Source organism: Bacillus sp. FJAT-45066 (genome assembly GCF_002335755.1).
Classification (GTDB): Bacteria; Bacillota; Bacilli; order Bacillales; family Bacillaceae_I; genus Bacillus_CD; species Bacillus_CD alkalisoli.
On record NZ_NISQ01000001.1, the window covers coordinates 3,665,466 to 3,691,469 of the forward strand.

The window sequence follows — 26,004 nt, forward strand, 5'->3', positions numbered from 1 at the left end:
AGATTAATGAAGTATAGTAATAAGCAACTAGCTTGTTTTTTTCTATTTATTCTAAATGTAGGTTTTCTTTTTTTGCTAGATATAATAATGAAAGTGTATGTAGATTTTTTTTATAGTTTATGGTTTCTAAATCCATTTCTTGCTGCTTTTCTTATTTCATTAGTAATTTTCTTGGGAATAGCTCTATTGACGAACAAAAGCACAGCTATCGGTTATATATGTGCAGGATTATTAGTTTTACTAGTTACGGCTGCATATGTCGAGGGATATGTAATCATTGTGTATCTATTACTTTATTTTAGTTCAGTAATAGGAGCTTCTTGCGGAATATTGCTTGCATGGCTTTATCGTAGAAAAACTAAAAATGCAGATAACAATGAAAATATGCTGTAATTATTCGTTATTCGAATAATAGTAATACATTATGAAACGGACTCAATTAGTGTATAAAAAAGCACAGATAGTTGTTAAAGACTTTGAAGAAGTAATTACTAATGACGATGAAGGAATTTGGTTTATTGGTGAAATATAAAATACCTTTTTCAACTAAGCACCCTTATATATAGTATTGCAACAAAACATGGATCTGGTGCATCCCTTATGATTGTTTACATGTAAGCATAGAAAAGGCGTTTAAAGACTTGACTTGTAGATTTAGCTGGATAAATAAAAACAGCGATCATTCTCATTATAGATTTCATGGGAATGTCGCTGTTTTTTATAGGTTTTTTGTAATGTTTCTTGTTTTGTTTTCGTTTTTCTCGTGGTTAAGTTTTGTAATGCGTAAGTGCCGCGTCCGTTCCCTGGATCTCGAAAACCTTCACGAACAAGTTTATCACGCATTTTTCGCGCTCTACTTTTTGCCATTTTTATCACTCCTATAAAAGATTATCCATATTATATACGATGTGTTACGGAAAAAGATACAAGAAGTTCTATTATTTTTTTCTCCAGTTAAGATTGTTGATTGTAGTGGCAGGCGCGAGACTCCTTGAAAATGCTTCCGCATTTTCTTCGTGCGAAGAATCTCGTGGAAGCCTTCCTTGTCCTACGGGAATGCGTGTTAAGTGAGACCCCGCAAGCGCGAAGCGATGAGGAGGCTCACGAGACCGCCCGTGGAAAGCGAGTGCCTGCCACTACAATCAACAGTTTAGATTGGGTATACTTATTTGCCAATCAATGTGCACTATTGCCAGAAAGCTGTTTCTGCTATAATAGAACTATTGTGAAAAAATGCGAAGAGGAAGGTACTCCTGTGAAAAATGAATCATTAAAGAACGAAATAGATAGAAGAAGAACGTTTGCCATCATCTCTCACCCGGATGCAGGGAAAACGACACTGACGGAAAAACTATTACTATTCGGTAACGTTATTCGTTCCGCTGGTACAGTAAAAGGAAAAAAATCTGGCAAGTTCGCTACATCTGACTGGATGGAGATTGAGAAAAAACGTGGAATCTCTGTTACATCTTCGGTAATGAGCTTTGAGTATATGGATAAACATATTAATATCCTAGATACACCAGGACATGAAGACTTCAGTGAAGATACGTATCGTACGTTAACAGCTGTAGATAGCGCGGTTATGATTATCGACTGTACGAAAGGTGTCGAGCCGCAAACGATCAAACTTTTCAAAGTTTGTCGTATGCGTGGTATTCCGATTTTCACGTTCATTAACAAGTTAGACCGTGAAGGAAAAGAGCCGTTAGCACTTTTAGAAGAAATTGAAGAAGTGCTTGGCATTGAGTCTTATGCGATGAACTGGCCAGTAGGGATGGGGAAACGCTTTTTAGGGGTTTACGACCGCTACAATGAAGTATTTATACGTTGGCAAGGAAAAGAAGAAGAAACACATATTCCGTTTACAGAGCTTGACTCTGTAAAAGAAATTTCCGAACACCCAACTTTTATCCAAGCAAAAGAAGACTTTGAATTGTTAGAAGAAGCTGGAAATGATTTCTCCATCGAAAAAGTGAAAAACGGCTTGCAAACACCAGTGTTTTTCGGTAGTGCGATTGCAAACTTCGGTGTGGAAATGTTCTTCCGTACGTTCTTAGACTTAGCTAATGAGCCACAATCTCGTAAAACGTCTGAAGAGGTTGTAGTGCCATCTTCAGAGCAATTCTCTGGCTTTATTTTTAAAATTCAAGCAAACATGAACCCCGCTCACCGTGACAGGCTTGCGTTTTTACGAATATGTTCTGGTGTGTTTGAACGTGGTATGAGTGTGACAGTTAGTCGGACGAAAAAAGGCATTAAATTATCACAGTCTCAACAATTTTTAGCATCTGATCGTGAAACGGTTGACCATGCATATCCTGGAGATATTATTGGAATTTATGATCCAGGTGTGTACCAAATAGGTGATTCGTTATATGGCGAAAACCACCATATTGAATTTGATGAAATCCCAACGTTTGCCCCTGAGCTTTTCGTAAAAGTAGAGGCGAAAAACGTGATGAAAGGGAAGCAGTTCCAAAAAGGAATTACCCAACTTGTACAAGAAGGTGCCATTCAACTGTTCCGCCAACATGGCACAGAAAGTTACATTTTAGGTGCCGTTGGTCAGCTTCAATTAGACGTTTTTGAGTATCGTATGAAGGGTGAATACAATGTAGACGTTGTATACACGATGATTGGTTCGAAAATTCCTCGTTGGATTGAAAACGAAAAAGTGGATACAACCTTGTTTGATTCTCGTAACATTTTAGTAAAAGATAGACAAGGTCAATATGTTGCATTGTTTGATAGTGACTTCTCATTACGTTGGTTCCAAGATAAAAATAGCGACGTAACGTTAATTGATATTATGGCTGAAGATGAGTAAATAAAATGATGGACCTCCTTTGCATGTTTTCTGCGAAGTGAGGTTTCTTTGTTTCATTTTGGCTACTTTTTGCCGATATAAATAAAAACGATTAAAAGTAGGTGACACCAAATGTATAAACTCACACAATACGTTGTTGGGACAATGACAATCGTTCATTTAAATGGAAAAGATGTTAAAACAGGAAAAGCACCAATCTACATGAATAAACTTTCCGGAGAACAAATGTTGTTTATAACACATGTAAAGCTTCCAAGTAATATGCGGATTGTTTTAGAATTGGTGTTTGATTACGACGGAAAGAAAGTTAACTTTGAAGCAGAGTTACAAAGTTGTGAGCAAAAAGGAAAAAATGAAATTTACGTTTATATTGTAAAGTACTTAATTAGAAATGAAAAAGACCGTGATCAGATCTTACCGTTTGTTAACGGTGTTCAAATTGCGAACAAAACAAAGAAGCTAAGTCGTGTGACGTCGACTTCCATTGAATTAAATAGTATGGCGTAGTACAACAACATTAAAAACCTGTTATAATTGAGTGAGTTTCATCAGATATTGTTCCTCTACGAAAAACGAATATTAACTAGTGAATATTTAGGAAAACATAAATGTTATACGAACAAATTAAATACCTATAGGTTTTTCCCTTAAACGAATTGTATTTATGAAATTAACATGAAAATGATATAAAAAGAGGTTTTTTCATTGATTATAAAAGTATTATTAGCGATTTTTCTACCTGCATTGCTTGTTATTTTGTTTACGAGGGTTACGTTTAATGCGTATGTGGGGACTGCATTGACTGCTGCGTTAATCGTTGCCGCTATATTGAAGGGGCACTCTGATGAGTGGTTTATTATTGTGTTAGATATTGTATCTTTGGCCGTAGGATTTTTATACGCTCGAACGATGTTCAAAAAGAAAGTCTGATTCCAGCTGTTTAGTGGTTTCAGGCTTTTTTTCGTAAAGCATTTTTCAGAAGAAATTGTTGTTTTCACATTTGATTTCTGCCCGTTCCTTTCCGCTGCAGGAACCTGCTTTCCGCTGGGAGCGACGTGAGCCTCCTCGGCGTACCGCCTGTGGGGTCTCACGCTTCGCTCTATGTCCCGCAGGAGTCAGGTTCCTTCCGCTCCAATCCACTCAAGTTTTAAATTAAATGAAAAGCAACAACTTTACCCAAAAAGCCTTTCGTATAAATGAAACCTTTAAGACTATTGTAACGTCCAATAATTGAGAAAGGGGGAGAGAGGATGGGGGAATTTTCGGAGGAAGAAAAGATAGAGTTAGTGGAAAAAGCGATGGCTCAGTACGGGGAAGCGATTAAACGTCTACTATTCACTTATGTTCGCGACCATGCCGTTGTGGACGATTTGTTCCAGGAAGTGTTTATTAAAGTATATTACCAACTTGATTCCTTTCGAGGTGATAGTGAATTAAAAACGTGGATTTACCGGATTGCGATCAATAAAAGTAAAGACTATTTGCGGAGCTTTTCTACTAGATTGAAAAACTTAGTGAAGTTGCAATCTAGTTTTGTGGCGGAACAAGCAGCCGATGCAGAGATGCTCGTGATGGAAGGCGAATCTCAGTCCGAAATAGGAGCGCTTGTCTTACAATTACCTATTAAATATCGAGAAGTATTGATTCTCTTTTATTATAAAGATTTCACGGTGGAAGAAATAAGTGACATCCTACATATGAACAAAAACACCATTAAAACGAGGCTCAACAGAGGCAGAAGCCGGCTAAAAGATTTGATGGTAGAAAGGGGATATGACGATGACCGACTTTTTAGATAAGGAAAAATTGAAGCGAGACGTGGACCAGTATATTTCACCACATTCACTTTATACGGGAATTGACCAAAAAAGAGTGCTCGAGAGGATCCAGTCTTCTAGAGGACGGAAACGATATATAAAAAATCCACGGATTATGTTATCTGTTATTGTTTTTTTTCTGGCAGTGATGGTTGGCATGAGTTTCGTTGGCAACGAGGAAAGTAGATTAGGAGCAGAGCATTGGAAAGAACAGCTATATCTTGGGATGGAAAAGGAAGACGTGTTACGAGTGTTAGGGGAAAACTATGTGGAAGTGGAACCAGCTGACGGTGTAGAGCGAGATGTTGTACTTTGGAGGTACGATTTTGTACAGGAACCAGAGTATGTCTATGAGGAACCATATGATTTTGTCGATATAGATGGCGTAGTGAGTGGAAAGATGGATTACCAAATAATAATTAACCTAGGTAGTGATGAAGTGGTGAGGTATACGATTCTTTATAAGGACGGGGAAGGGAAAAATTTTATTTATACGAACTCTGTGGAGCATGGAGAACAAGAGCATATAGTGAATGGCGGTTCTTAATACAAAAAACATTAATGAGGGTATGGTGCTCATTAATGTTTTTTGTTGGTGTATAATTTTGAAGCGAAGTTGGGATGGGATTTTTAATAGTTTTAGTGAACATTTTGGTCTTATCGGCGAAAATCGTCATTTTATCGGCGAAATTTAAGGTTTAATCAGCGAAAATCAAAAATTAATCGGCGAAAATCGGACTTCAATCAGCGAATGTCAATAGCCTATCGGCGAAACATACTGCCAATCAGCGATGCTCCCCTCTTATCAGCGATAAAATACAGCAGTAATAGCAAACCCCCATATAGATAAAATCAAACATAACAATTTATTTACTCAATCCCAATCTCTCCCGAAACTGCTCTACCTTCTCCAACTCGTCCCTTGTAGGCTCCTCCAATCTCGCTGGCGTTACAACCCAAATAGGGTCTTTTCCGAATGTTTCCCCATATCCAGTTAACACTCCAATTACTGTAACAACATCCCCAATCTTAGAGTCGTCCAATGCCTCATTTAAATTCACATAAATAGTTGGAAGTTTATCCTCTTTTAATTCAATTGTCCTCTCATCTTCTATCCGATGCACAGACGCAGTCCAGCGTACATGTTTGTTCTTATTTTCTTTTATAAAATCATGCACATACAAACCGTCTATTTCACTATAAGTAAGTTCCTCGCTAGAAGGCCCGAGTTTCAAAGCATCTTCATCCAAATAATCAAAAGCTAGTCTTTCTTCTGGGATAGCATTTGTACTACATCCAGAAAAAAGTAGTCCTATAAAAAAAATTAATACAAACGCTACACGGTACATGATAAAAACCAATCCATTCTGTCAAAGATACTATTATTGTATATAGAAAGAAGAATAACGACAACCTAACAAAAAAATAACGAATATACGTTCTTATTTTTGTTATTTTTCCATCTGTTTGTGGTAGAATATGTACATGAAACAACTTCAGTATTCAGTTCGTTTAATCAAAAACGAATATTTTGTTATAATATGAAAAAACGTTCGTTTATTAAGGTGTATTTAACATCATTTAAGTTATAATTATTCGTTTTTCGTATAGTATTCATACATGTTGAAACGGACTCACATAGATTATATTGAACAATTTAGGGGGCTTGTGTGTGGAAAAAGAGTTTGAATTAGTTTCGAATTATAAGCCAGAAGGTGACCAACCGGAAGCGATTAAACAAATAGTTGCTGGTCTCGAAGCGGGAAAGAAACATCAAACGCTTTTAGGTGCGACGGGAACTGGAAAAACGTTCACCATTTCAAACGTTATTCAGCAAGTGAAAAAACCTACATTAATTATAGCCCATAACAAAACGCTAGCTGGTCAACTTTATAGTGAATTTAAAGAGTTTTTCCCAGCCAATGCAGTTGAGTATTTTGTTAGTTACTACGATTATTATCAACCAGAAGCATATGTCCCATCAACGGACACTTTTATCGAAAAAGATGCGAGCATCAATGACGAAATTGACAAACTACGCCACTCGGCAACTGCATCCCTTTTTGAACGAAACGATGTTATTATTATCGCCAGCGTTTCATGCATTTACGGTTTAGGTTCACCGGAAGAATATCGTGATTTAGTCGTTTCTTTAAGAACGGGAATGGAACTAGACAGAAATCAACTTCTTCGTAATTTAGTAGATATTCAATACAGCAGAAACGACATTGATTTCCAGCGCGGTACTTTCCGTGTGCGCGGTGATGTAGTCGAAATCTTCCCTGCGTCAAGAGATGAACATTGTATCCGAATTGAATTTTTCGGGGATGAAATTGATCGAATTAGAGAAGTGGACGCGTTAACAGGAGAAATTCTTTCGGATCGAAACCACGTATCTATTTTTCCGGCTTCCCACTTCGTTACTCGTGAAGAAAAAATGCGAAAAGCAATTGTGAATATTGAAGCGGAATTGGAAGAGCGTTTAGAGGAGTTACGAGAAAATGGCAAGCTTTTAGAAGCTCAGCGCCTAGAACAACGTACCCGCTACGACTTAGAAATGATGCGAGAAATGGGCTTTTGTTCTGGAATTGAAAACTATTCCCGCCATTTAACCTTAAGGGAAACTGGTTCGACACCTTACACACTAATTGATTTCTTTCCAGAAGACTTCTTAATTGTTGTAGATGAGTCTCATGTTACATTACCACAAATTCGTGGAATGTTTAACGGAGACCAAGCGCGGAAACAAGTATTAGTAGATCACGGTTTCCGTCTACCTTCTTCTAAAGACAACCGACCTTTACGATTTGATGAATTTGAAGAAAAAGTAAACCAAATAGTATTCGTATCGGCTACTCCAGGGCCATACGAATTAGAACATACACCGGATATGGTGCAACAAATTATTCGTCCTACTGGTTTGTTAGACCCAACCATTGATGTTCGTCCAATCAAAGGACAAATTGATGATTTGATAGGCGAAATCAACCTACGTGTGGAAAAAAATGAGCGCGTGCTAGTAACAACGTTAACAAAGAAAATGTCAGAAGACTTAACAGCATACTTAAAAGAAATTGGCATGAAAGTGGCATACTTGCATTCAGAAATAAAAACATTAGAGCGTATTGAAATCATTCGCGAACTACGTATGGGGAAATACGATGTTTTAATCGGAATTAACTTACTAAGGGAAGGTTTAGATATTCCGGAAGTATCGCTAGTAACCATATTAGATGCAGACAAAGAAGGTTTCCTCCGTTCGGAACGTGCTTTAATCCAAACAATCGGGCGTGCTGCTCGTAATTCGAACGGTCAAGTTATTATGTATGCAGATAGAATAACAAAATCGATGAACATTGCGATAGACGAGACAAAACGTCGTCGTCAAATTCAAGAAGAATATAACGAGAAACATGGCGTTACGCCAACGACAATCCAAAAAGGCATTCGGGATGCCATTAAGGCCACTTTTGCAGCGGAAGATGGAGAGCGGTACGAAACAACACCGAAATTAAGACCGAAAAACAAAAAAGAACGAGAGATATTAATCGAATCAATGGAGCAGGAGATGAAGGATGCAGCAAAAGCACTCGACTTCGAGCGTGCAGCAGAGCTTCGTGACCTCATCTTAGAGCTAAAAGCGGAAGGATGAAACAAGGATGGCAATGGATAAAATTGTTGTAAAAGGGGCAAGAGCCCATAACTTAAAAAATATCGACGTAACCATCCCTCGCGATAAGCTTGTTGTTTTAACAGGCTTATCTGGGTCTGGAAAATCATCGCTTGCGTTCGATACGATCTATGCAGAAGGCCAACGTCGTTATGTTGAATCACTATCTGCTTACGCCCGCCAATTTTTAGGACAAATGGATAAGCCAGACGTAGATGCAATTGAAGGACTATCGCCTGCTATTTCCATCGACCAAAAAACGACGAGCCGAAATCCACGTTCCACGGTTGGTACCGTAACAGAGATTTATGATTACTTACGACTATTGTTTGCGAGAGTTGGAAAGCCAACATGTCCAAAGCATGGTATTGAAATCTCATCGCAAACAATCGAACAGATGGTAGACCGAATTTTACAATACGAAGAACGCACAAAACTTCAAATATTAGCACCTATCGTCCAAGGACGAAAAGGTACACACGTAAAAGTGTTTGAAGACATTAAAAAACAAGGATATGTACGCGTTCGTGTAAATGGGGAAATGCTTGAAGTAGCGGAAGAAATAGAACTCGAGAAAAATAAGAAACATAGTATCGAAGTGGTTATTGACCGAGTAGTCGTGAAAGAAGGCGTGGCTACCCGCTTATCAGATTCACTAGAAACAGCGCTTAAACTTGGTGAAGGAAAAGTTATCGTAGACGTTATCGGACAAGAAGAGCTACTATTCAGTGAGTTGCACGCTTGTCCGCATTGCGGATTTTCCATCGGTGAACTTGAGCCCCGCATGTTCTCGTTTAACTCACCATTTGGCGCATGTCATAAATGTGATGGCTTAGGAACAAAGCTAGAAGTAGATGTAGACTTAATCATTCCGAATAAAGAGCTAACATTAAAACAACATGCCATTGCACCTTGGGAACCATCTAGCTCACAATATTATCCGCAACTATTAGAATCAGTTTGTAATCATTACGGAATCGATATGGAAATTCCAGTGAAAGAAATACCGAAGCATTCATTAGACAAAGTTTTATACGGTAGCGATGGGGAAGAAATCTATTTCCGTTATGAAAATGATTTTGGACAAGTGAGAGAAAACTATATTTCGTTTGAAGGTGTCATTCGAAATGTAGAACGTCGTTACAAAGAAACAAGCTCCGACTACATTCGCGAACAAATGGAAAAATACATGGCCCAACAAGCATGCCCTACATGTAAAGGGAACCGTTTAAGATCAGAAAGTTTGTCTGTCTTAATCGACCAAAAACATATTGGGGACGTGACAAAGTTTTCGATTGTGGAAGCTTTAGATTTCTTTGAAACATTGAACCTTTCGGAAAAAGATAAAAAAATTGCCCATATGATTTTACGAGAAATCATTGAAAGACTCGGTTTCTTAAATAATGTGGGACTAGACTATTTATCAATGAGTCGCTCAGCCGGTACATTATCAGGTGGAGAAGCGCAACGCATCAGGCTTGCCACGCAAATCGGATCAAGATTAACAGGTGTATTATACATTTTAGATGAACCTTCTATCGGTTTACACCAAAGAGACAATGACCGTTTAATTCAAACATTAAAAAACATGCGTGAAATCGGAAATACGTTGATTGTCGTAGAACATGATGAAGATACGATGCTTGCAGCCGATTATCTCATAGACATTGGCCCTGGAGCGGGAGTTCACGGAGGACAAATCGTTTCAGCAGGTACACCAGAAGAAGTAATGAACGATCCTAACTCCTTAACAGGACAATACTTATTAGGAAGTAAGTTCATCCCTTTACCACTAGAAAGAAAAAGAGTGGAAGACCGTCACCTCGAAATTATTGGGGCGAACGAAAATAACTTAAAGAATGTATCGGTAAAAATTCCATTAGGCTGCTTTGTCGCTGTTACCGGTGTGTCTGGTTCAGGGAAAAGTACGTTAATCAATGAAGTGCTTCATAAATCTTTGGCGCAAAACTTGCATAAAGCAAAAGTACGACCTGGTGAACATAAACAAATAAAAGGCATAGAGCAATTAGAAAAAGTGATTGATATAGATCAGTCACCAATTGGCAGAACGCCTAGATCAAACCCTGCAACATATACAGGGGTATTTGATGATATTCGTGATGTGTATGCGCAAACAAATGAAGCAAAAGTTCGTGGATATAAAAAAGGACGCTTTAGTTTTAATGTAAAAGGCGGACGTTGTGAAGCGTGTCGTGGAGATGGAATAATTAAAATAGAAATGCACTTTTTACCGGACGTATATGTCCCATGTGAAGTGTGTCACGGAAAGCGATATAACCGTGAAACATTAGAGGTACAATATAAAGGGAAAAATATTTCGGACATTTTAGGAATGACCGTAGAAGATGCAGTAGTATTTTTCGAAAATATCCCGAAAATTAGTCGCAAGCTTCAAACCATTTTAGATGTTGGATTAGGATATATCACACTTGGTCAACCTGCAACCACTTTGTCAGGAGGAGAAGCCCAACGTGTGAAATTAGCATCAGAACTTCATCGTCGTTCCAATGGCCGTTCGCTTTACATTTTAGATGAGCCGACAACAGGGTTACACGTTGACGACATTGCTCGTTTACTAAAAGTATTGCAACGTCTAGTAGAAAATGGTGATACGGTACTTGTTATTGAGCATAATTTAGATGTAGTTAAAGCGGTAGATTATATCATTGACCTTGGTCCAGAGGGTGGAGATAAAGGTGGAATAATCGTTGCTACTGGTACACCGGAACAAGTAAGTGAAGAAGAAAAATCTCACACAGGTCGCTACTTAAAGCCAATTTTAGAACGAGACCGTATCCGAATGGAAAAAAGAGTAGAAGAACTCGAAGAAACGAGAGCTTAAAAAGGAAAAAAGAAAGACGAAACTATTCAATCAGTTTCGTCCTTCTTCTTCTTGCACTTTTTGTTCAATAAAATCCCGAATGAACCTTACATCCATTGTATATGTTGTATCCCTAAATCTTATTTCCCCAGTATTTTCATTCATTTTTCCTTTTAAGTGAAAGGAAGAGGTGGAAACAGAGTATTCTTTTGTGTCCTCTTTATAATCAAAATCAGCATCTTCAATTTCTCTTGTGACAACTGGCTTAATCGTGTTTTCCACAAATTTAGTTCCTGTTTCTGTCACATCACTTGAAAGTACTCCAAAGAAAATTAACCCAGCTATAACAATAACTATTACTATTAATTTAGATAGTAAATTTTTGATTAATGGGATGACGATAAATAAAATGACGGCAACTATAATGATGGTTAATAAATGATCCATAATGAAATCTAACATTCTAACAACTCCTCTCCTAACTATTATACCAATATTACCTTATGAAAAAAATTGATACATCGTTTCCTACATCTACGTCTCGAGACTTACTTCCATTATGAAAAAATTACAGCCAGCGACCGAATGCAAATTAAACATTTTGTGAGAAAATAGACTTACATTAGAAAAACTCTCGAACACCGCTATTGATTTCCGCACAAGTCTTCGCTTTCCGCGGGCGGGCCGGGAGCCTCCTCGACGCATCCGCGCCTGTGGGGTCTCCCGTTTCCCGCTTCTCCCGCAGGAGTCTCCGACTTGTGCGAAAATCAACCGCTAGATAGGAGTAATAGCGGCAATTTTCTCTAATGAGATGAAAATTAGATGAAGAATGTAACTTTTCGTCATTGTCTTCGTAGTAATAGTTGTAATATTTTCATATAGTTTATAGGTAAGAGTCTCCGAGGGGGAGGTATGGGTAGATGAGTAATAATGATAAGGTGATTGCTTCGTTATGTTATTTTAGTGTATTTTTCGCACCGTTTTTGTTGCCGATTGTTGTTTATTTCATCGTCGATAACCGAGAAGTAAAAAGTCATGCACTAGCAAGCTTATGGTCACACATATTGCCGATGCTAGTTATTCCAATATTCATTTTAGGAGCAATCGTATTCGATGCTATTCTAATAATCATAATTAGCTTTATCATCTCAGGACTAGTAACCATCATCGTCATCGTATGGAACGTAGTAAAAGGAATTCAATTATTAAGGCAATCATAATAGAAGGTTCTTTTTAGAAGTAATAAAAATGATTGTAGAAGTTAGCATAGCAAAATCAATTCCAAAAACTAATAAAGTTGATGTTCGCTGTAGGTACGAGACTCCTGCGGGAGATAGAGGGAAGTGCGAGACCCCACAGGCGAAGCCGAGGAGGCTTGCATCCCTCCCCGCGGAAAGCGAGTACCTACAGCGAACATCAACAGTTAGTAAGCAGATTTCCTATTATCTCAATAAGTTAACAAAGAGATTTAATAAATAAATTATTGAAACGGAGGAATTAGAATGCAAGAACGCACAAGAATTTTGAAGCTTGTAGAAGAAGGTAAACTTACAGCAGAAGAGGCGATCATTTTATTAGAAAGCCTTGAGAAAGATAAAAAAGAAGCAGAACAGAAAAAAGAAGACATGATTACGGCACTATCTACAGAAGTATTACAAGAAGAACATTCTAAACAACACCACGGTTCCACAAACCAAAAACAAAGCACATCCTTTAAAAACAACATTTTAGAATTTGTAGAAAGTGCCCTGCAAAAAATTAAAGATGTCGACTTAGACTTCAACTTTGGTCCGTCTACGTCCATTCAACACATTTTCCAGCAGTCCAACGTGTACATCCAAGATATCGATGTAGATGTGGCAAATGGGCAAGTAAAAGTAGTGCCGTGGGATGAAAATGACGTTCGTATTGAATGTGATGCGAAAGTATATCACGTTGGGAACCAAGACGAAGCGCGCAAATCATTCCTTCAAGAAGTCCTATTTAGCATCGATTCTGGTAAATTGCGTTTTTCCGTACAAAAGAAACAACTAAAAGTGAACGCAACTGTATATGTACCAAAAACGGAATATCATAAGCTGACCGTTCGTATGTTTAATGGTCCGATTAACGGGGAAGGGTTAAATGTAGAAAAAGTAAAACTAAAGTCAGCAAACGGTTCTATCGCATTTAACTCTTTAACTAGTAAAGAAATTGAAGTAGAAACAGCTAACGGTCATATTAACTTACTAGATTGCAGTACAAAAGAGTTGGAAGCAGAGACGATTAACGGTATGATTAAAGTAACAGGTTATACAGAAAAATTAGATGTGCAAAGTTTTAATGGAAACATCGTTACGGAGCTAAACGGTAATTGCCAATCTATTTTAGCGAAAACGAAAACTGGTAGTATTGACCTTTTCATTCCAACACATCAATCTGTCGAAGCAGAATTGAAATCCAACCTAGGAAGTTTTACATGTGAAGTGCCTGGAATGGATATAGTAGAAGAGAAAAATGAAGTCGTGCAAAAGCTTCTTCGTTTTAAAGCAAAAAAAGAAGGTATGGGACTAACGTATATTTTAGCGGAGTCTAACACAGGCTCTATTTTAATAAAACCAAATGAGGTGAAATAGATGAAACGATTAATACGTTCGAAAACAGACCGCAAACTAGCTGGTGTTATAGGAGGTCTTGCACAATATTTAGGAATGGACTCCAGCCTTTTGCGTGTCATTTATGTCATTTTAGCAATAGTTACAACCGGATTCCCTCTAGTTTTAGCATATTTCATCATGATTTTCATCATGCCAAATGAAGAGGATGTTATACGTCCATGAAATGGATCGCTAGCTTAATTCTCAACGCACTCGTACTAATGTTAGTGGCGACCGTATTCTCAGGGTTCGAAATAAGTGGCTTCGGAGCAGCCATTATTGCCAGTGTTATTTTAGCTGTACTAAACACCATTGTTCGACCGATTTTAGTCTTACTAACGCTTCCGGTAACTTTTGTAACACTAGGGCTTTTCTTATTCGTCATCAACGCGATTACGTTAATGTTAACTGCAACATTAATGGGAGACGCTTTTAATATTAGTGGATTTGGTTTAGCAATCATCGCTGCCATTGTTATCTCATTGCTTAACATGATTATACAAAGCTTTATTAAGAAAAAATAAGGGTATCGGCTAAATTCTAGCCGAGCCCTTTTATTTATTACTTTAATAAAAAGTGTTAAAATGAAAGATAGATTTTTAAGTAGTATTTTCTTACATTAAAGAGGTGGGGGCCAGTCCCCCTAGAAAAGGAGACTCAAATGCCAAAAGTCCGCACAAAAGACTTAATCGAAAAGTTCCAATTCGAAGTGGTAAGTGGTGAAGAAGGGACAAATCGCCCTATTAGCACAAGTGATATTTCACGACCAGGAATTGAATTGGCTGGTTATTTTACATATTACCCTTCAGAGCGCATTCAACTGCTCGGGAAAACTGAGCTATCCTTTTTTGATCGTTTAACAGACGCAGAAAAACGCGACAGAATGAATAAGTTATGTACTGATATCACACCAGGTATTATCGTTTCACGCGACATGGATGTTCCACAAGAACTCATTGACGCATCCAAAACAGAAGGCGTACCAATTATGCGCTCGAAAATGAAGACAACAAAGCTATCTAGTCATTTAACAAATTACTTAGAAAGTAAACTAGCGCCAACAACTGCTATCCACGGTGTATTAGTGGATATTTACGGAGTAGGCGTACTAATTACCGGAAAAAGCGGTGTAGGTAAAAGTGAAACAGCGCTAGAACTAGTAAAGCGTGGCCATCGACTCGTAGCGGACGACTGTGTAGAAATTCGTCAAGAAGACATAGGAACGCTAATCGGTAACTCCCCAGAATTAATTGAACATTTACTGGAAATCCGCGGTTTAGGAATTATAAATGTTATGACATTGTTCGGAGCTGGTGCCGTTCGAAGCTACAAACGTATTACCCTTATCATTAATTTAGAACTGTGGGACAAAAACAAGCAGTACGACAGAGTCGGTCTTGATGAAGAAACAATGAAAATTATCGATTCAGATGTTACGAAGTTAACCGTACCAGTTCGACCTGGACGAAACTTGGCGGTCATTATAGAAGTTGCGGCGATGAACTTCCGCTTAAAACGAATGGGATTCAACGCTGCTGAACAGTTTTCCAATCGTCTAGCTGGAGTTATTAACAACGCTGGCGACAACGAAGATTAAGGGGGATAAATCATGCTACTTGGAAACATTGAGCCATTAAATCCAATATTATTGGATTTAGGCATTTTACGAGTGTACTGGTACGGTTTTATTATTGGAGCGGGGGCCTTACTAGGGCTATGGATCGCAACGAAAGAGGCGGAACGCCATGGCCTACAAAAAGACTTAATGGTAGACCTTGTATTGTTCGCTATTCCAATTGCCATTCTTTCCGCCCGATTATATTACGTTATTTTTAAATGGGACCATTACTCCCAAAACCTTGGAGACATTTTCAAAATTTGGGAAGGTGGACTAGCCATTCACGGTGGTTTAATCGGTGCTGTCATAACTGCCATTATTTTTACAAAAGTCCGCAACGTTTCATTTTGGAAAATAGCAGATATTGCTGCCCCTAGTATTATTCTAGGGCAAGCCATCGGTCGATGGGGTAACTTCATGAATCAAGAGGCACACGGCGGCCCAGTGACACGTGAATTTTTAGAAAGCCTTCATTTACCTCAATTTATTGTAAACCAAATGTACATTGAAGGAACGTATTATCACCCGACATTTTTATATGAATCTATCTGGAACTTAATTGGCTTTGCGGCGCTTTTACTGTTACGTAAAGTTAACTTACGCCGTGGTGAATTGTTCTTAACGTATGTTATTTGGTATTCGGTTGGTCGTTACTTTATTGAGGGTCTACGAACAGACAGCTTAATGCTAACAGAAACGTTACGTGTAGCTCAGTCCATTTCGATAGCACTTATCATCGGAGCAGTAGCGCTGATTGTTTATCGCCGCATGGCAGGTAAAGCGGATAAACACTATTTAGACGCTTAAATTTATTAAGACTATTTTAGACAATAAAATAGTGCAAAGTGGTCGTGAGAGCTGTAATAAAGACCATCTCGGCCTTGAAAATAGGTCAAGATGTCCGATAAGCCGTTATAAAGACCATCTTGGCATCGAAAAAAGGACAAGATGGTTGTGAGAGCTATAATGAAGACCACTTTGATCCCCAAAAAAGAACAAAATGGTCTTAATTGAGAAAATGCAACGTAAAACAGCTATTTTAAATACCTATCCAAATAGAAATATCAACCACAAGGAGAGAAACGAGCCATGAAACAGACAATAAAAGATGGGCTCAAGGTTGGCTTGCACACAACATGGACGCTTGGGAAAGTAATCTTCCCAATCACCATTTTAGTTGGTGTATTACAACATACACCAGTCCTACAATTTATCATTGATTTTATTGCACCATTTATGGGGATTTTCGGCCTCTCTGGTGAAGCAGCCATTCCACTTGTCGTCGGAAACTTCTTAAACCTATACGCCGGAATAGGAGCAATATTAACACTAGAACTAACAGTCAAAGAAGTATTCATACTAGCTGTTATGCTCTCTTTCTCACACAATCTATTAGTAGAATCAACGGTAGCAGCCAAAGTAGGTATCAAAATTTGGGTTATCTTAACCGTACGTCTAGGCTTAGCGATTTTCTCCGCGATCATCATTAACCTTGCATGGAAAGGTGGCGGCGAGATCGCCCAATACGGACTTATCACTGCAAGTGAAGAAAAAATTACGGGCTATCTACCAATACTCATGGATGCTGTGCAAAAGGGATTGATGGGTGTTTTTCAACTAGCCTTGATCGTTATACCATTAATGGTCGCTTTCCAATTTTTTAAAGACCTTGGTTGGCTACAAAAATTTTCGAAATGGATGGCGCCATTCACACGAATGCTTGGGATGAATGAAAACACGTCAACAACGCTAGCTGCAGGTTTAATGATCGGCCTTGCGTACGGAGCGGGAATGATGATTCAAGCTGTAAAAGAAGACGGAGTGAGCAAAAGAGACATTACATTAGCATTTATTTTCCTTGTAGCCTGTCACGCTGTCATCGAAGATACGTTAATTTTCATACCACTAGGCATACCAATATGGCCATTACTACTCATTCGAGTCGTAACGGCGGTTGTATTAACAATCCTTGTCGCGTTCATTTGGAAACGCGTCGAAGTGGGAAAAAGAAAGGAAGCCGTATATGACCATTAATACCGTTTTATTTGATTTAGATGGAACTTTAATTGATACAAATGATTTAATCATTACATCTTTTTTACACACTTTGGACCACTATTATCCAGGTCAATATCATCGTGAAGATATACTAGAATTCATTGGTCCACCATTGTACGACACGTTCGTCACCATGGATAAAGACCGTGTAGAAGAAATGATCACGCATTACCGTGAATTCAATTTGGCCAAACACGATGAACTTGTAAAGGAGTTTGACGGTGTTTTTGAAACCGTACAAACATTGCATGAAAAAGGATTGAAGCTAGGTATCGTCACTTCTAAAATGAGCCCAGCTGTTATTATGGGCTTAAAGTTAACGAAGCTAGATCAGTTTTTCGATGTGGTTGTTGCGCTCGATCATGTTACAAAAGCAAAGCCAGACCCAGAGCCAATTCACATTGCTTTAGAGCAATTAGGCTCTAAACCGGAAGAAGCGATCATGGTAGGTGACAATCATCACGACATATTGTCTGGAAAAAATGCCGGAACGAAAACAGCTGCTGTTAGCTGGACGTTGAGAGGGGTTGAATACTTACAACAATTCGAGCCCGATTACGTACTTATGCACATGGCCGATTTATTGCCAATCGTAGGAGTGGAAAAAGCGTGAGACGAACAACACGTTTTCCTGTAGAAGGGGCGAACTCCCTTTGGCATGTTTATAAGACCGTTCCATTTTTTAAAGTAGTAAAAAACTTCGTCGTCATCCAACTAGCAAGATACACGCCATTCTTAGGCATGAAAAACTGGCTATATCGCAAGTTGTTACGTATGAATGTTGGTGAACAAACATCGTTTGCCTTAATGGTCATGCTCGATGTGATGTTCCCGGAAAAAATATCAGTCGGTCGCAACACCGTAATCGGCTATAACACAACCATTCTTGCTCATGAATATTTAATAAAAGAATATAGACTTGGGGATGTAGTGATTGGTGATGAAGTATTAATCGGAGCAAATACCACCATATTACCTGGAGTTATTATAGGGGATGGAGCAATTGTTTCAGCGGGTACGCTCGTCCATAAAGATGTTCCTGCGGGCGCATTTGTTGGTGGAAATCCGATGCAAGTTATATATACAAAAGAAGAAATGGAACAACGAGGTTAATTTTGAGTGAAGACAAGTACAATTGATGCTTGTCTTTTTTTAATGTCCAGACAACCACCACAAAGTTGGCACGCACACAAGATAATAGCCTACTGCTATTACCCCAACAAAGTATAAGAGCCGAAAAAATCCGTCAAAAGAAAATAGCGTGCCTAATTAAAATAATTAATCTTAAGGTTCTAGTCTTTTTTCAATATTATTAATTCTTACTTCGTGGTTGGCCACTTTAGAGTTCAAGTAATTAAAATCGATTCTGGAGTTTCTAAGGTCTTCAGCAATAATTTCAAAATTACTCGTATGCTCATCGATTTTATTCTCTAAATATCTAAAATTACTTCTCATTTCAGAAGCAAAATTGTCAATCTTCTCCTCAATTCTAACTTCAAAAGTATCAAACCTACTCTCAAGAGTATCGAACCTGTTTTCGAGTGTATCAAATCTACCTTCGAGCGTATCGAATCTACCTTCGAGTGCATCAAATCTACCTTCAAGTGTATCGAATCTACCCTCGAGCGTATCGAATCTACCTTCGAGTGCATCAAATCTACCTTCAAGAGTATCGAATCTACCCTCGAGTGTATCAAATCGACTTTCTAAAGAATCAAAACGACTTTCTAATTTATCAATTCTCTTGTTAATTCCCTGCACTTCCGTCAATATAGCCTTCAACATCTCTTCCATTTTTCTCACCTCCTTTTGCAAAATTATAACACAAACCACTAATAGTTTGGACAAAATCCGACCTGTAAAAAAGGTATTTTTTCACAAAACAGCTACTATAGCTTGAATATATAATTTTAACATGTTAACATATTAGTACACTAAAGGATTTAGAAAATTCCATTCAACTAAAGGACGTGTTTTCATGTCAAAGCCATTTATGTTTGAAAAACCACTCGGAATGCGCGACACGCTTCCGTCTCTATATGAAGACAAAAAACAATTAAAAAACACACTATCCACAGAAATCAATAACTGGGGATACCAATTCATCCAAACGCCAACACTCGAATATTACGAAACAATTGGTCAGGCATCCGCCATCTTAGACAGACAACTTTTCAAACTGTTAGACCAACAAGGACACACATTAGTTCTTCGCCCAGACATGACCGCACCAATCGCACGAGTAGCAGCATCACGACTGCTTCAAAACAGGATTCCCCTTCGCCTAGCGTACGAAGCACCGGTATTCAGGGCCCAACAACGTGAAGCAGGAAGGCCAGCAGAATTTGAGCAAATGGGAGTAGAATGTATCGGAGACCAGTCACCAAGCGCCGATGCAGAAATGATCGCCTTGCTCATTTCCCTTTTACAACAAGCAGGCTTAACAACATTCACGATAGCGATTGGCCATATCGGCTTTGTGCAAAAACTACTGCGCTCTATTTTAGGAACAGAAAAACGCGCTGCAACGTTAAGGAAATTCCTTTATGAGAAAAACTATGTTGGATATCGCGAGCATTTGCAAAGCTTGTCCTTGTCCTCGATTGATGAGAGTAGATTGATGCAGCTCTTACAAGTGAAGGGAGATAAAACAAAGCTAGCCATTGCGGCCGAATTAGTAGAAGAAACAACATGGAAAGAACTAGAGGAGATTAAAACGTTATTTACTCTACTAGAGTCGTACGGAGTAGCAGATTACGTCAAACTTGATTTTACCCTCGTTGCCCATATGAACTACTATACGGGAATTATTTTCGAAGCATACGCCGAAAACGTGTCCTATCCAATCGGAAACGGCGGCCGTTACGATCAATTATATGAAAAATTTGACCATCTTGATATTAGCGCTACAGGGTTTGGGCTATACATAGACCGTCTCCTAGAAGCGAAAGGTACCAACGGGAAAACCCCTGAAGTTCACTGCGTTATTTTCAGTAAAGAACGAATAGAAGAAGCACTGCAGTTTACAAAAATGAAAAGAAGGGACGGGGAACGAGTTGTTATGCAAGATATATCCGGAGTTCAAAACGTCGATGCCTTCACAACCAGTTACGATGAAGTGTCTTTCTTTATAGGGAAAGAAAAAGAGGGGATGTCTACATGATTACGTTTGCCATGCCGAAAGGGCGTATTTTAGATGACGCTATACAACTATTAATAGATGCTGGTTATAACATTCCTCGAGATTTAGAGGATAGTAGAAAGTTAATTATCGACATTCCCGAGGAAGAATTCCGATTTATACTCGCAAAACCGATGGATGTTGTGACATATGTGGAGCATGGTGTTGCCGACGTTGGAATTGCAGGGAAAGATGTTATGCTCGAAGAACAACGCGATGTGTACGAATTGCTAGATTTAAATATTAGCCCTTGTTACCTAGCAGAAGCTGGCGTTCCAGGGAGCACTTGGGATGAAGTCTCGCCAAAAATTGCGACAAAATATCCGAATGTTGCCTCCAATTTTTACAGACAAAAAGGAATGCAAGTGGAAATCGTAAAACTAAACGGATCCATCGAACTTGCTCCACTAATCGGGCTTGTAGATAGAATCGTAGATATTGTATCAACAGGGAGAACGTTAAAAGAGAACGGCTTAGTCGAATTCGACAAACTCGTATCTATCACATCAAGGCTTATTGTGAACCCAGTAAGTTACCGTCTTAAAGAAAAAAAAATCAATGAACTAGTAGAACGACTGGCGAAGAGGTGATAGAAGTGAAGATCATAACCAACATGCATAAAACGTCATTAAAGAGATCCATTGAGTTAGGAACAGAAGCCCAACGTGAAGCAGTAAAAACTATATTAGCATCTGTACGTGAAAGTGGAGATGACGCCGTTCATTACTATACAGAAAAATTCGACGGGGTAAACATCGTCAATTATAAAGTCTCGGAAGAAGAAATAGAAGAAGCATACAACGATGTATCAGAAGAAATCGTATCCATCATCAAAGAGGCTGCTGAAAACATTCGCGACTTTCACCAGAACCAAAAGCGGTCTTCCTGGTTTACAACGAAACAAGATGGAACGATGCTTGGACAAAAAATAACGCCACTTGACGCTGTAGGTGTATACGTGCCAGGGGGAACAGCAGCGTATCCTTCTTCCGTTTTAATGAATGTGATACCAGCACAAGTTGCAGGTGTCGAAAGAATTGTGATGACGTCACCTCCTAGAAAAGATGGAAAGCTCCCAGCTGGCGTGCTTGTGGCTGCTCATATTTTAGGAGTAGAAGAGATTTACAAAGTCGGCGGAGCACAAGCAATTGCAGCACTTGCCTATGGTACAGAAACAATCGTACCTGTAGACAAAATAGTCGGGCCAGGAAATGTTTTTGTTGCACTAGCAAAACGGGAAGTGTACGGATTAGTAGATATAGACAGTATTGCCGGACCGAGCGAGATCGTTGTCCTAGCAGATGAAACAGCTTTACCGAACGAAGTAGCAGCAGACTTACTTTCACAAGCAGAGCATGACACAATGGCATCGAGCATTCTCGTAACAACAAGTTTAGAGCTAGCCAAAGCTGTTGTAAAAGAAGTAGAAAACCAATTAGCCACACTGCCTAGAAAAGATATCGCAGCGGCATCAATAGAGCAGTTTGGCGTAGCATATGTGACTGACTCTATCGAAAAAGCAGTGGAAATAGTAAACGAACTAGCTCCAGAACATTTAGAAATTATGACAAAAAATCCGCTGGAACTTTTATCGCACATTCGTCATGCTGGCGCTATTTTCCTCGGTCGATACAGCTCCGAACCGGTTGGCGATTATTTTGCAGGCACGAACCATGTGTTGCCAACGAACGGAACAGCAAAATTCTCCAGTGGATTATCAGTAGATGAATTTACGAAAAAAACGAGCGTTGTTTCATACAGTAAACAGGCCTTAAAAGAGAACAGCGCAAAAATCGCAGCGTTTGCTAGATTAGAAGGATTAGAAGCACATGCGAGAGCAGTAGAGGAAAGATGGAGAGGGGAAAACGAAGATGAGTAGAACGGCTGAAATAAACCGGGTAACAAATGAAACACAAATCCGCCTGCAACTAAATATAGATGGGGAAGGGGAGGCGAAGTTAGAAACACCAGTACCTTTCCTAAATCACATGCTCGACCTTTTTACAAAGCACGGTCAATTCGACGTAACCGTTCAAGCGAGTGGTGATATTGAAATTGATGACCACCATACAACCGAAGATATTGGTATTTGTCTTGGTATCGCACTAAAAGAGGCACTTGGTGATAAAAAAGGAATCAAGCGTTATGGCAATGCGTTTGTCCCGATGGATGAAGCACTTGCTCAAGTTGTCGTCGATTTAAGTAACCGACCGCATTTAGAAATGAGAGCGGAATTTCCAAGTCAAAAAGTGGGAACATTTGATACAGAGCTAGTTCACGAATTTTTATGGAAACTAGCACTCGAAGCACGGATCAACTTACACGTTATTGTTCATTACGGAACGAACACACATCATATAATAGAAGCAATTTTTAAAGCACTCGGTCGCGCTATAGATGAAGCAACGAGTATAGACCCTCGTGTAAAAGGAGTTCCATCCACGAAAGGAATGTTATAGATGATTGGCATCATTGATTATGGCATGGGCAATTTGTTTAGCGTTAGTAAAGCGCTCGAGCGGATTGGCGTTCCGTACTTTATTTCTCAAGACATAGAAGAGTTAACTCTTAAAGCGGACGGCTTATTACTGCCGGGTGTTGGATCGTTTAAAGATGCGATGGCCATTTTGAATGAAACAGGCTTGGCCGACTTTATTCGATCCGAAGTAAAAAAGAAGCCATTACTTGGCATTTGTTTAGGAATGCAACTTCTCTTTCAGAAAAGTGAGGAAAACGGCCTTTCGGAAGGATTAGGTTTACTAGAAGGGGAAGTAGTAAAGTTTCCTGGAATAACATCAACCGGAGATCGATATAAAGTACCACACATGGGATGGAACCATTTAACGGTGCAACAACCATCTCCACTACTGACAGGTGTTCCCAAAGGGCATGTGTATTTTGTCCATTCTTATTATGTGAAGATGGAGAGATCAAGTCTATTAGCAAGCTGCCAATATAACGTGGAAGTACCGGCTATTGTAGGTGGGGGAAATGTGTATGGTACACAATTTCATCCTGAGAAAAGTAGTGACGTTGGGATGACCATACTTCGCAATTTTGCAACCATCGTTGCGGACAGAAAAGGAGAGAGTTGCACATGAGTTTTACAATTTATCCAGCCATTGATATGTTAGGTGGAAAATGTGTCCGATTACTGCAAGGAGATTATAGTAAAGAAACTGTTTATAGTGACTCCCCTTTTCTTATGGCAAAAAAATTCGCGGAATCTGGTGCCCAGTGGATACATATGGTCGACTTAGACGGTGCAAAAGCTGGCAAGCCAGTCAATACGAAGTTTGTTTTACAAGTTGCGAAACAATTAAATGCAAAAGTACAAATCGGTGGCGGAATTCGGACGGAAAAAGAAGTAGAAAGTTATTTGTCACAAGGGATAGACAGAGTTATTTTAGGAAGCGCTGCGATTAATGACCCTTCTTTTGTAAAAAAGATGCTTAGTGAATACAAAGAGCGCATTGCGATCGGGATTGATGCGAAGAATGGCTATGTGGCAACAGAAGGATGGACAACAACCTCACAAGTGAAGGCGACAGATTTAGGTGTTATGTTAGCAGAAGCGGGCGCAGAAACGTTTATCTTTACCGACATTGCAACCGATGGGATGCTAAGCGGACCTAATATAGAAGCAACCGTTGAACTAGCGAAGAGAACAGGAAAATCAGTTATCGCTTCAGGTGGAGTTAGTTGTTTAGAGGATCTACTAGCATTGAAACAGTATGAAAGTGAAGGCGTTGTTGGCGCTATTGTTGGAAAAGCCATTTATACAAATAAAATTGATTTGCGTCAAGCATTAAACGAGGTGTCAGCCCCATGATCACGAAAAGAATTATTCCGTGCTTAGACGTAAAAGACGGACGTGTCGTAAAAGGAGTGCAGTTCGTTTCGCTAAGAGATGCAGGTGATCCTGTCGAACTGGCAGCTTTTTACGATAAAGAAGGTGCTGACGAGCTCGTTTTTTTAGATATATCTGCTTCACATGAAGGAAGAAAAACGATGGTTCATGTTGTAGAGCAAGTAGCAAGCACACTAGCGATACCATTTACGGTTGGGGGTGGTATTAATAGTGTAGAAGATATGAAAAAAATGCTTCGCGCAGGTGCGGATAAAGTTTCCCTTAACACAGCAGCATTATTAAGGCCAGTGTTAATTCAAGAAGGCGCGGATTTCTTTGGCTCCCAATGCATAGTAGTTGCAATAGATGCGAAATACAATAAAGAGCTTGGTTCCTGGCGAGTATTCACTCATGGAGGCCGAAACCGTACAGATTGGGAAGTAGTCGAGTGGGCACAAAAGGCAGTGGAGCTTGGTGCAGGAGAAATTTTGTTAACAAGTATGGATAGCGATGGAGAAAAGAACGGCTTTTCTATTGAACTAACAAGAAAAGTAAGTGAAGCAGTGACAGTTCCGGTTATTGCATCTGGTGGCGCTGGCAATGCAGAGCACTTTAAAGAAGTTTTTGAAAAAGGAAAAGCAGATGCAGCGTTGGCAGCATCGATTTTTCATTATAAAGAAACGTCTGTTAGCGAAGTAAAAGCATTTTTGCAACAAGAGGGGGTACTTGTAAGATGATAAAATTCGATGAAAATGGATTAGTTCCGGCAATTGTTCAAGATGCCAAAACGAAAGAAGTGCTAACGCTCGCTTACATGAACGAAGAATCGTTGAATCTTACATTAGAAACGAAAGAAACGTGGTTTTGGAGTAGGTCAAGACAAGAGCTTTGGCATAAAGGTGCCACTTCAGGAAACACACAAAAAGTGGTCGAACTAACATATGACTGTGATCAAGATGCTGTTTTAGTGCTAGTCGTACCGAACGGTCCCGCTTGTCATACAGGGGAGGGGACATGTTTCCACGAAACGGTTTATAAAGATAATAAGCAAATCTCCGAGAACCGTGACATTTTGTCCTTACTAGAAACGGTCATTGTACAAAGACAAAAAGAAATGCCAGAAGGCTCCTATACAACGTATTTATTCGAAAAAGGTGTAGACAAAATTTTAAAGAAAGTCGGAGAAGAAGCCGCAGAAGTCATCATCGCCGCCAAAAACAATGACAAACAAGAACTAAAATGGGAAACCGCCGACCTACTATTTCACCTATTAGTCCTACTAAAACAACAAAACGTCCCACTTAAAGAAGTATTAGAAGTATTGCAAGAGAGGCATAAGAAGGAATAGAAGTAATTTAAAGTATAATTAAGGTTTTGATTTTAGTAATTAAAGTATAAAACTATGTGTGTTGATGTACGCTACAGGCGCGAGACTCCTGCGGGAAAGCGTGTTAAGTGAGACCCCGCAGGCGCTCTTGCGCCGAGGAGTAGGTTTTTTCACG

General features: G+C 39.2%; 30 protein-coding genes. 26 read left to right on the forward strand and 4 right to left on the reverse strand.

Features of this window, described 5'->3' with window-relative positions:
- The first annotated feature begins 6 nt into the window (after positions 1-6).
- On the forward strand, positions 7-393 hold the full coding sequence (locus CDZ92_RS18255; RefSeq protein ID WP_096156626.1) for a hypothetical protein: 387 nt from the start codon (positions 7-9) through the stop codon (positions 391-393).
- 261 nt (positions 394-654) lie between these two features.
- On the opposite strand, the gene CDZ92_RS18260 is transcribed toward CDZ92_RS18255, so the two are convergent.
- Positions 655-867, reverse strand: a complete 213-nt coding sequence (locus CDZ92_RS18260; RefSeq protein WP_096156627.1) for a hypothetical protein — start codon at positions 865-867, stop codon at positions 655-657.
- A gap of 388 nt (positions 868-1,255) precedes the next feature.
- Here CDZ92_RS18260 and CDZ92_RS18265 point away from each other — a divergent pair, with 388 nt between their 5' ends.
- The 5 genes from CDZ92_RS18265 (at position 1,256) to CDZ92_RS18285 (ending at position 5,194) form a co-directional block, all read left to right on the forward strand.
- On the forward strand, positions 1,256-2,830 hold the full coding sequence (locus CDZ92_RS18265; RefSeq protein WP_096157065.1) for a peptide chain release factor 3: 1,575 nt from the start codon (positions 1,256-1,258) through the stop codon (positions 2,828-2,830).
- 111 nt (positions 2,831-2,941) lie between these two features.
- Entirely contained in the window at positions 2,942-3,337 is a 396-nt protein-coding gene (locus CDZ92_RS18270) for a hypothetical protein (RefSeq protein WP_096156628.1), read from the forward strand.
- Positions 3,338-3,541: 204 nt separating this feature from the next.
- Positions 3,542-3,760 carry a CsbA family protein gene (locus CDZ92_RS18275; protein ID WP_096157066.1) on the forward strand — a complete coding sequence of 73 codons (219 nt, stop codon included), beginning with the start codon at positions 3,542-3,544 and terminating at the stop codon, positions 3,758-3,760.
- A 320-nt stretch (positions 3,761-4,080) separates the two neighbouring features.
- Positions 4,081-4,629 (forward strand): sigma-70 family RNA polymerase sigma factor, encoded by a 549-nt coding sequence (locus tag CDZ92_RS18280; RefSeq protein WP_096156629.1) that lies wholly within the window; start codon positions 4,081-4,083, stop codon positions 4,627-4,629.
- A complete protein-coding gene (locus tag CDZ92_RS18285; RefSeq protein ID WP_096156630.1) occupies positions 4,610-5,194 on the forward strand; it encodes a hypothetical protein in 585 nt (194 codons plus the stop codon). Before CDZ92_RS18280 ends, CDZ92_RS18285 begins: the two co-directional genes overlap by 20 nt.
- 319 nt (positions 5,195-5,513) lie before the next feature.
- Here the strand turns inward: CDZ92_RS18285 and CDZ92_RS18290 are convergent, their stop codons facing one another.
- Positions 5,514-5,996, reverse strand: a complete 483-nt coding sequence (locus tag CDZ92_RS18290) for a hypothetical protein (protein ID WP_096156631.1) — start codon at positions 5,994-5,996, stop codon at positions 5,514-5,516.
- A gap of 323 nt (positions 5,997-6,319) precedes the next feature.
- Here CDZ92_RS18290 and uvrB point away from each other — a divergent pair, with 323 nt between their 5' ends.
- Both uvrB and uvrA read left to right on the forward strand, forming a co-directional pair.
- Positions 6,320-8,299 (forward strand): excinuclease ABC subunit UvrB, encoded by a 1,980-nt coding sequence (gene uvrB, locus CDZ92_RS18295; RefSeq protein WP_096156632.1) that lies wholly within the window; start codon positions 6,320-6,322, stop codon positions 8,297-8,299.
- A 7-nt stretch (positions 8,300-8,306) separates the two neighbouring features.
- Entirely contained in the window at positions 8,307-11,180 is a 2,874-nt protein-coding gene (gene uvrA, locus CDZ92_RS18300) for an excinuclease ABC subunit UvrA (protein ID WP_096156633.1), read from the forward strand.
- 30 nt (positions 11,181-11,210) lie between these two features.
- Here the strand turns inward: uvrA and CDZ92_RS18305 are convergent, their stop codons facing one another.
- A complete protein-coding gene (locus CDZ92_RS18305) occupies positions 11,211-11,621 on the reverse strand; it encodes a hypothetical protein (protein ID WP_096156634.1) in 411 nt (136 codons plus the stop codon).
- Positions 11,622-12,079: 458 nt separating this feature from the next.
- On the opposite strand from CDZ92_RS18305, the gene CDZ92_RS18315 reads away from it, so the two are divergent.
- The 10 genes from CDZ92_RS18315 to CDZ92_RS18360 all read left to right on the forward strand — a co-directional run bounded on the left by CDZ92_RS18315 (position 12,080) and on the right by CDZ92_RS18360 (position 18,584).
- Entirely contained in the window at positions 12,080-12,379 is a 300-nt protein-coding gene (locus tag CDZ92_RS18315) for a DUF4870 domain-containing protein (RefSeq protein ID WP_096156636.1), read from the forward strand.
- A gap of 28 nt (positions 12,380-12,407) precedes the next feature.
- Positions 12,408-12,638 (forward strand): hypothetical protein, encoded by a 231-nt coding sequence (locus CDZ92_RS18320; RefSeq protein WP_096156637.1) that lies wholly within the window; start codon positions 12,408-12,410, stop codon positions 12,636-12,638.
- Between the two features lie 23 nt (positions 12,639-12,661).
- The gene (locus CDZ92_RS18325; protein WP_096156638.1) at positions 12,662-13,774 is read left to right on the forward strand and encodes a DUF4097 family beta strand repeat-containing protein; all 1,113 of its coding nucleotides are present in this window, start codon (positions 12,662-12,664) and stop codon (positions 13,772-13,774) included.
- On the forward strand, positions 13,775-13,978 hold the full coding sequence (locus CDZ92_RS18330) for a PspC domain-containing protein (RefSeq protein ID WP_096156639.1): 204 nt from the start codon (positions 13,775-13,777) through the stop codon (positions 13,976-13,978).
- Entirely contained in the window at positions 13,975-14,319 is a 345-nt protein-coding gene (locus CDZ92_RS18335; RefSeq protein WP_096156640.1) for a phage holin family protein, read from the forward strand. The genes CDZ92_RS18330 and CDZ92_RS18335 overlap by 4 nt, the downstream gene beginning before the upstream one ends.
- 137 nt (positions 14,320-14,456) lie before the next feature.
- The gene (gene hprK / locus CDZ92_RS18340; RefSeq protein ID WP_096156641.1) at positions 14,457-15,392 is read left to right on the forward strand and encodes an HPr(Ser) kinase/phosphatase; all 936 of its coding nucleotides are present in this window, start codon (positions 14,457-14,459) and stop codon (positions 15,390-15,392) included.
- A 12-nt stretch (positions 15,393-15,404) separates the two neighbouring features.
- Positions 15,405-16,220 carry a prolipoprotein diacylglyceryl transferase gene (gene lgt / locus CDZ92_RS18345; protein ID WP_096156642.1) on the forward strand — a complete coding sequence of 272 codons (816 nt, stop codon included), beginning with the start codon at positions 15,405-15,407 and terminating at the stop codon, positions 16,218-16,220.
- A gap of 282 nt (positions 16,221-16,502) precedes the next feature.
- The gene (locus CDZ92_RS18350) at positions 16,503-17,447 is read left to right on the forward strand and encodes a nucleoside recognition domain-containing protein (RefSeq protein ID WP_096156643.1); all 945 of its coding nucleotides are present in this window, start codon (positions 16,503-16,505) and stop codon (positions 17,445-17,447) included.
- Entirely contained in the window at positions 17,437-18,084 is a 648-nt protein-coding gene (ppaX, locus tag CDZ92_RS18355) for a pyrophosphatase PpaX (RefSeq protein ID WP_096156644.1), read from the forward strand. Before CDZ92_RS18350 ends, ppaX begins: the two co-directional genes overlap by 11 nt.
- Positions 18,081-18,584: an acyltransferase gene (locus CDZ92_RS18360; RefSeq protein ID WP_096156645.1), complete on the forward strand. Its 504-nt coding sequence runs from the start codon at positions 18,081-18,083 to the stop codon at positions 18,582-18,584. The genes ppaX and CDZ92_RS18360 overlap by 4 nt, the downstream gene beginning before the upstream one ends.
- 171 nt (positions 18,585-18,755) lie before the next feature.
- Here CDZ92_RS18360 and CDZ92_RS18365 read toward each other — a convergent pair whose 3' ends face one another.
- On the reverse strand, positions 18,756-19,265 hold the full coding sequence (locus CDZ92_RS18365; RefSeq protein WP_096156646.1) for a hypothetical protein: 510 nt from the start codon (positions 19,263-19,265) through the stop codon (positions 18,756-18,758).
- Between the two features lie 184 nt (positions 19,266-19,449).
- Between CDZ92_RS18365 and CDZ92_RS18370 the strand changes: the two genes are divergently transcribed.
- The 8 genes from CDZ92_RS18370 to hisIE are packed head-to-tail and all read left to right on the forward strand — an operon-like array spanning position 19,450 to position 25,850.
- Entirely contained in the window at positions 19,450-20,634 is a 1,185-nt protein-coding gene (locus tag CDZ92_RS18370) for an ATP phosphoribosyltransferase regulatory subunit (protein WP_096156647.1), read from the forward strand.
- Entirely contained in the window at positions 20,631-21,242 is a 612-nt protein-coding gene (gene hisG / locus CDZ92_RS18375) for an ATP phosphoribosyltransferase (protein ID WP_096156648.1), read from the forward strand. The genes CDZ92_RS18370 and hisG overlap by 4 nt, the downstream gene beginning before the upstream one ends.
- 5 nt (positions 21,243-21,247) lie before the next feature.
- Entirely contained in the window at positions 21,248-22,531 is a 1,284-nt protein-coding gene (hisD, locus tag CDZ92_RS18380) for a histidinol dehydrogenase (protein WP_096156649.1), read from the forward strand.
- The gene (gene hisB, locus CDZ92_RS18385) at positions 22,524-23,111 is read left to right on the forward strand and encodes an imidazoleglycerol-phosphate dehydratase HisB (RefSeq protein WP_096156650.1); all 588 of its coding nucleotides are present in this window, start codon (positions 22,524-22,526) and stop codon (positions 23,109-23,111) included. The genes hisD and hisB overlap by 8 nt, the downstream gene beginning before the upstream one ends.
- Positions 23,112-23,753: an imidazole glycerol phosphate synthase subunit HisH gene (gene hisH, locus CDZ92_RS18390; protein ID WP_096156651.1), complete on the forward strand. Its 642-nt coding sequence runs from the start codon at positions 23,112-23,114 to the stop codon at positions 23,751-23,753.
- On the forward strand, positions 23,750-24,484 hold the full coding sequence (hisA, locus tag CDZ92_RS18395; RefSeq protein WP_096156652.1) for a 1-(5-phosphoribosyl)-5-[(5-phosphoribosylamino)methylideneamino]imidazole-4-carboxamide isomerase: 735 nt from the start codon (positions 23,750-23,752) through the stop codon (positions 24,482-24,484). Before hisH ends, hisA begins: the two co-directional genes overlap by 4 nt.
- Positions 24,481-25,239 (forward strand): imidazole glycerol phosphate synthase subunit HisF, encoded by a 759-nt coding sequence (gene hisF / locus CDZ92_RS18400; protein WP_096156653.1) that lies wholly within the window; start codon positions 24,481-24,483, stop codon positions 25,237-25,239. The genes hisA and hisF overlap by 4 nt, the downstream gene beginning before the upstream one ends.
- Positions 25,236-25,850, forward strand: a complete 615-nt coding sequence (hisIE, locus tag CDZ92_RS18405; RefSeq protein WP_096156654.1) for a bifunctional phosphoribosyl-AMP cyclohydrolase/phosphoribosyl-ATP diphosphatase HisIE — start codon at positions 25,236-25,238, stop codon at positions 25,848-25,850. Before hisF ends, hisIE begins: the two co-directional genes overlap by 4 nt.
- The last annotated feature ends 154 nt before the right edge of the window (positions 25,851-26,004 follow it).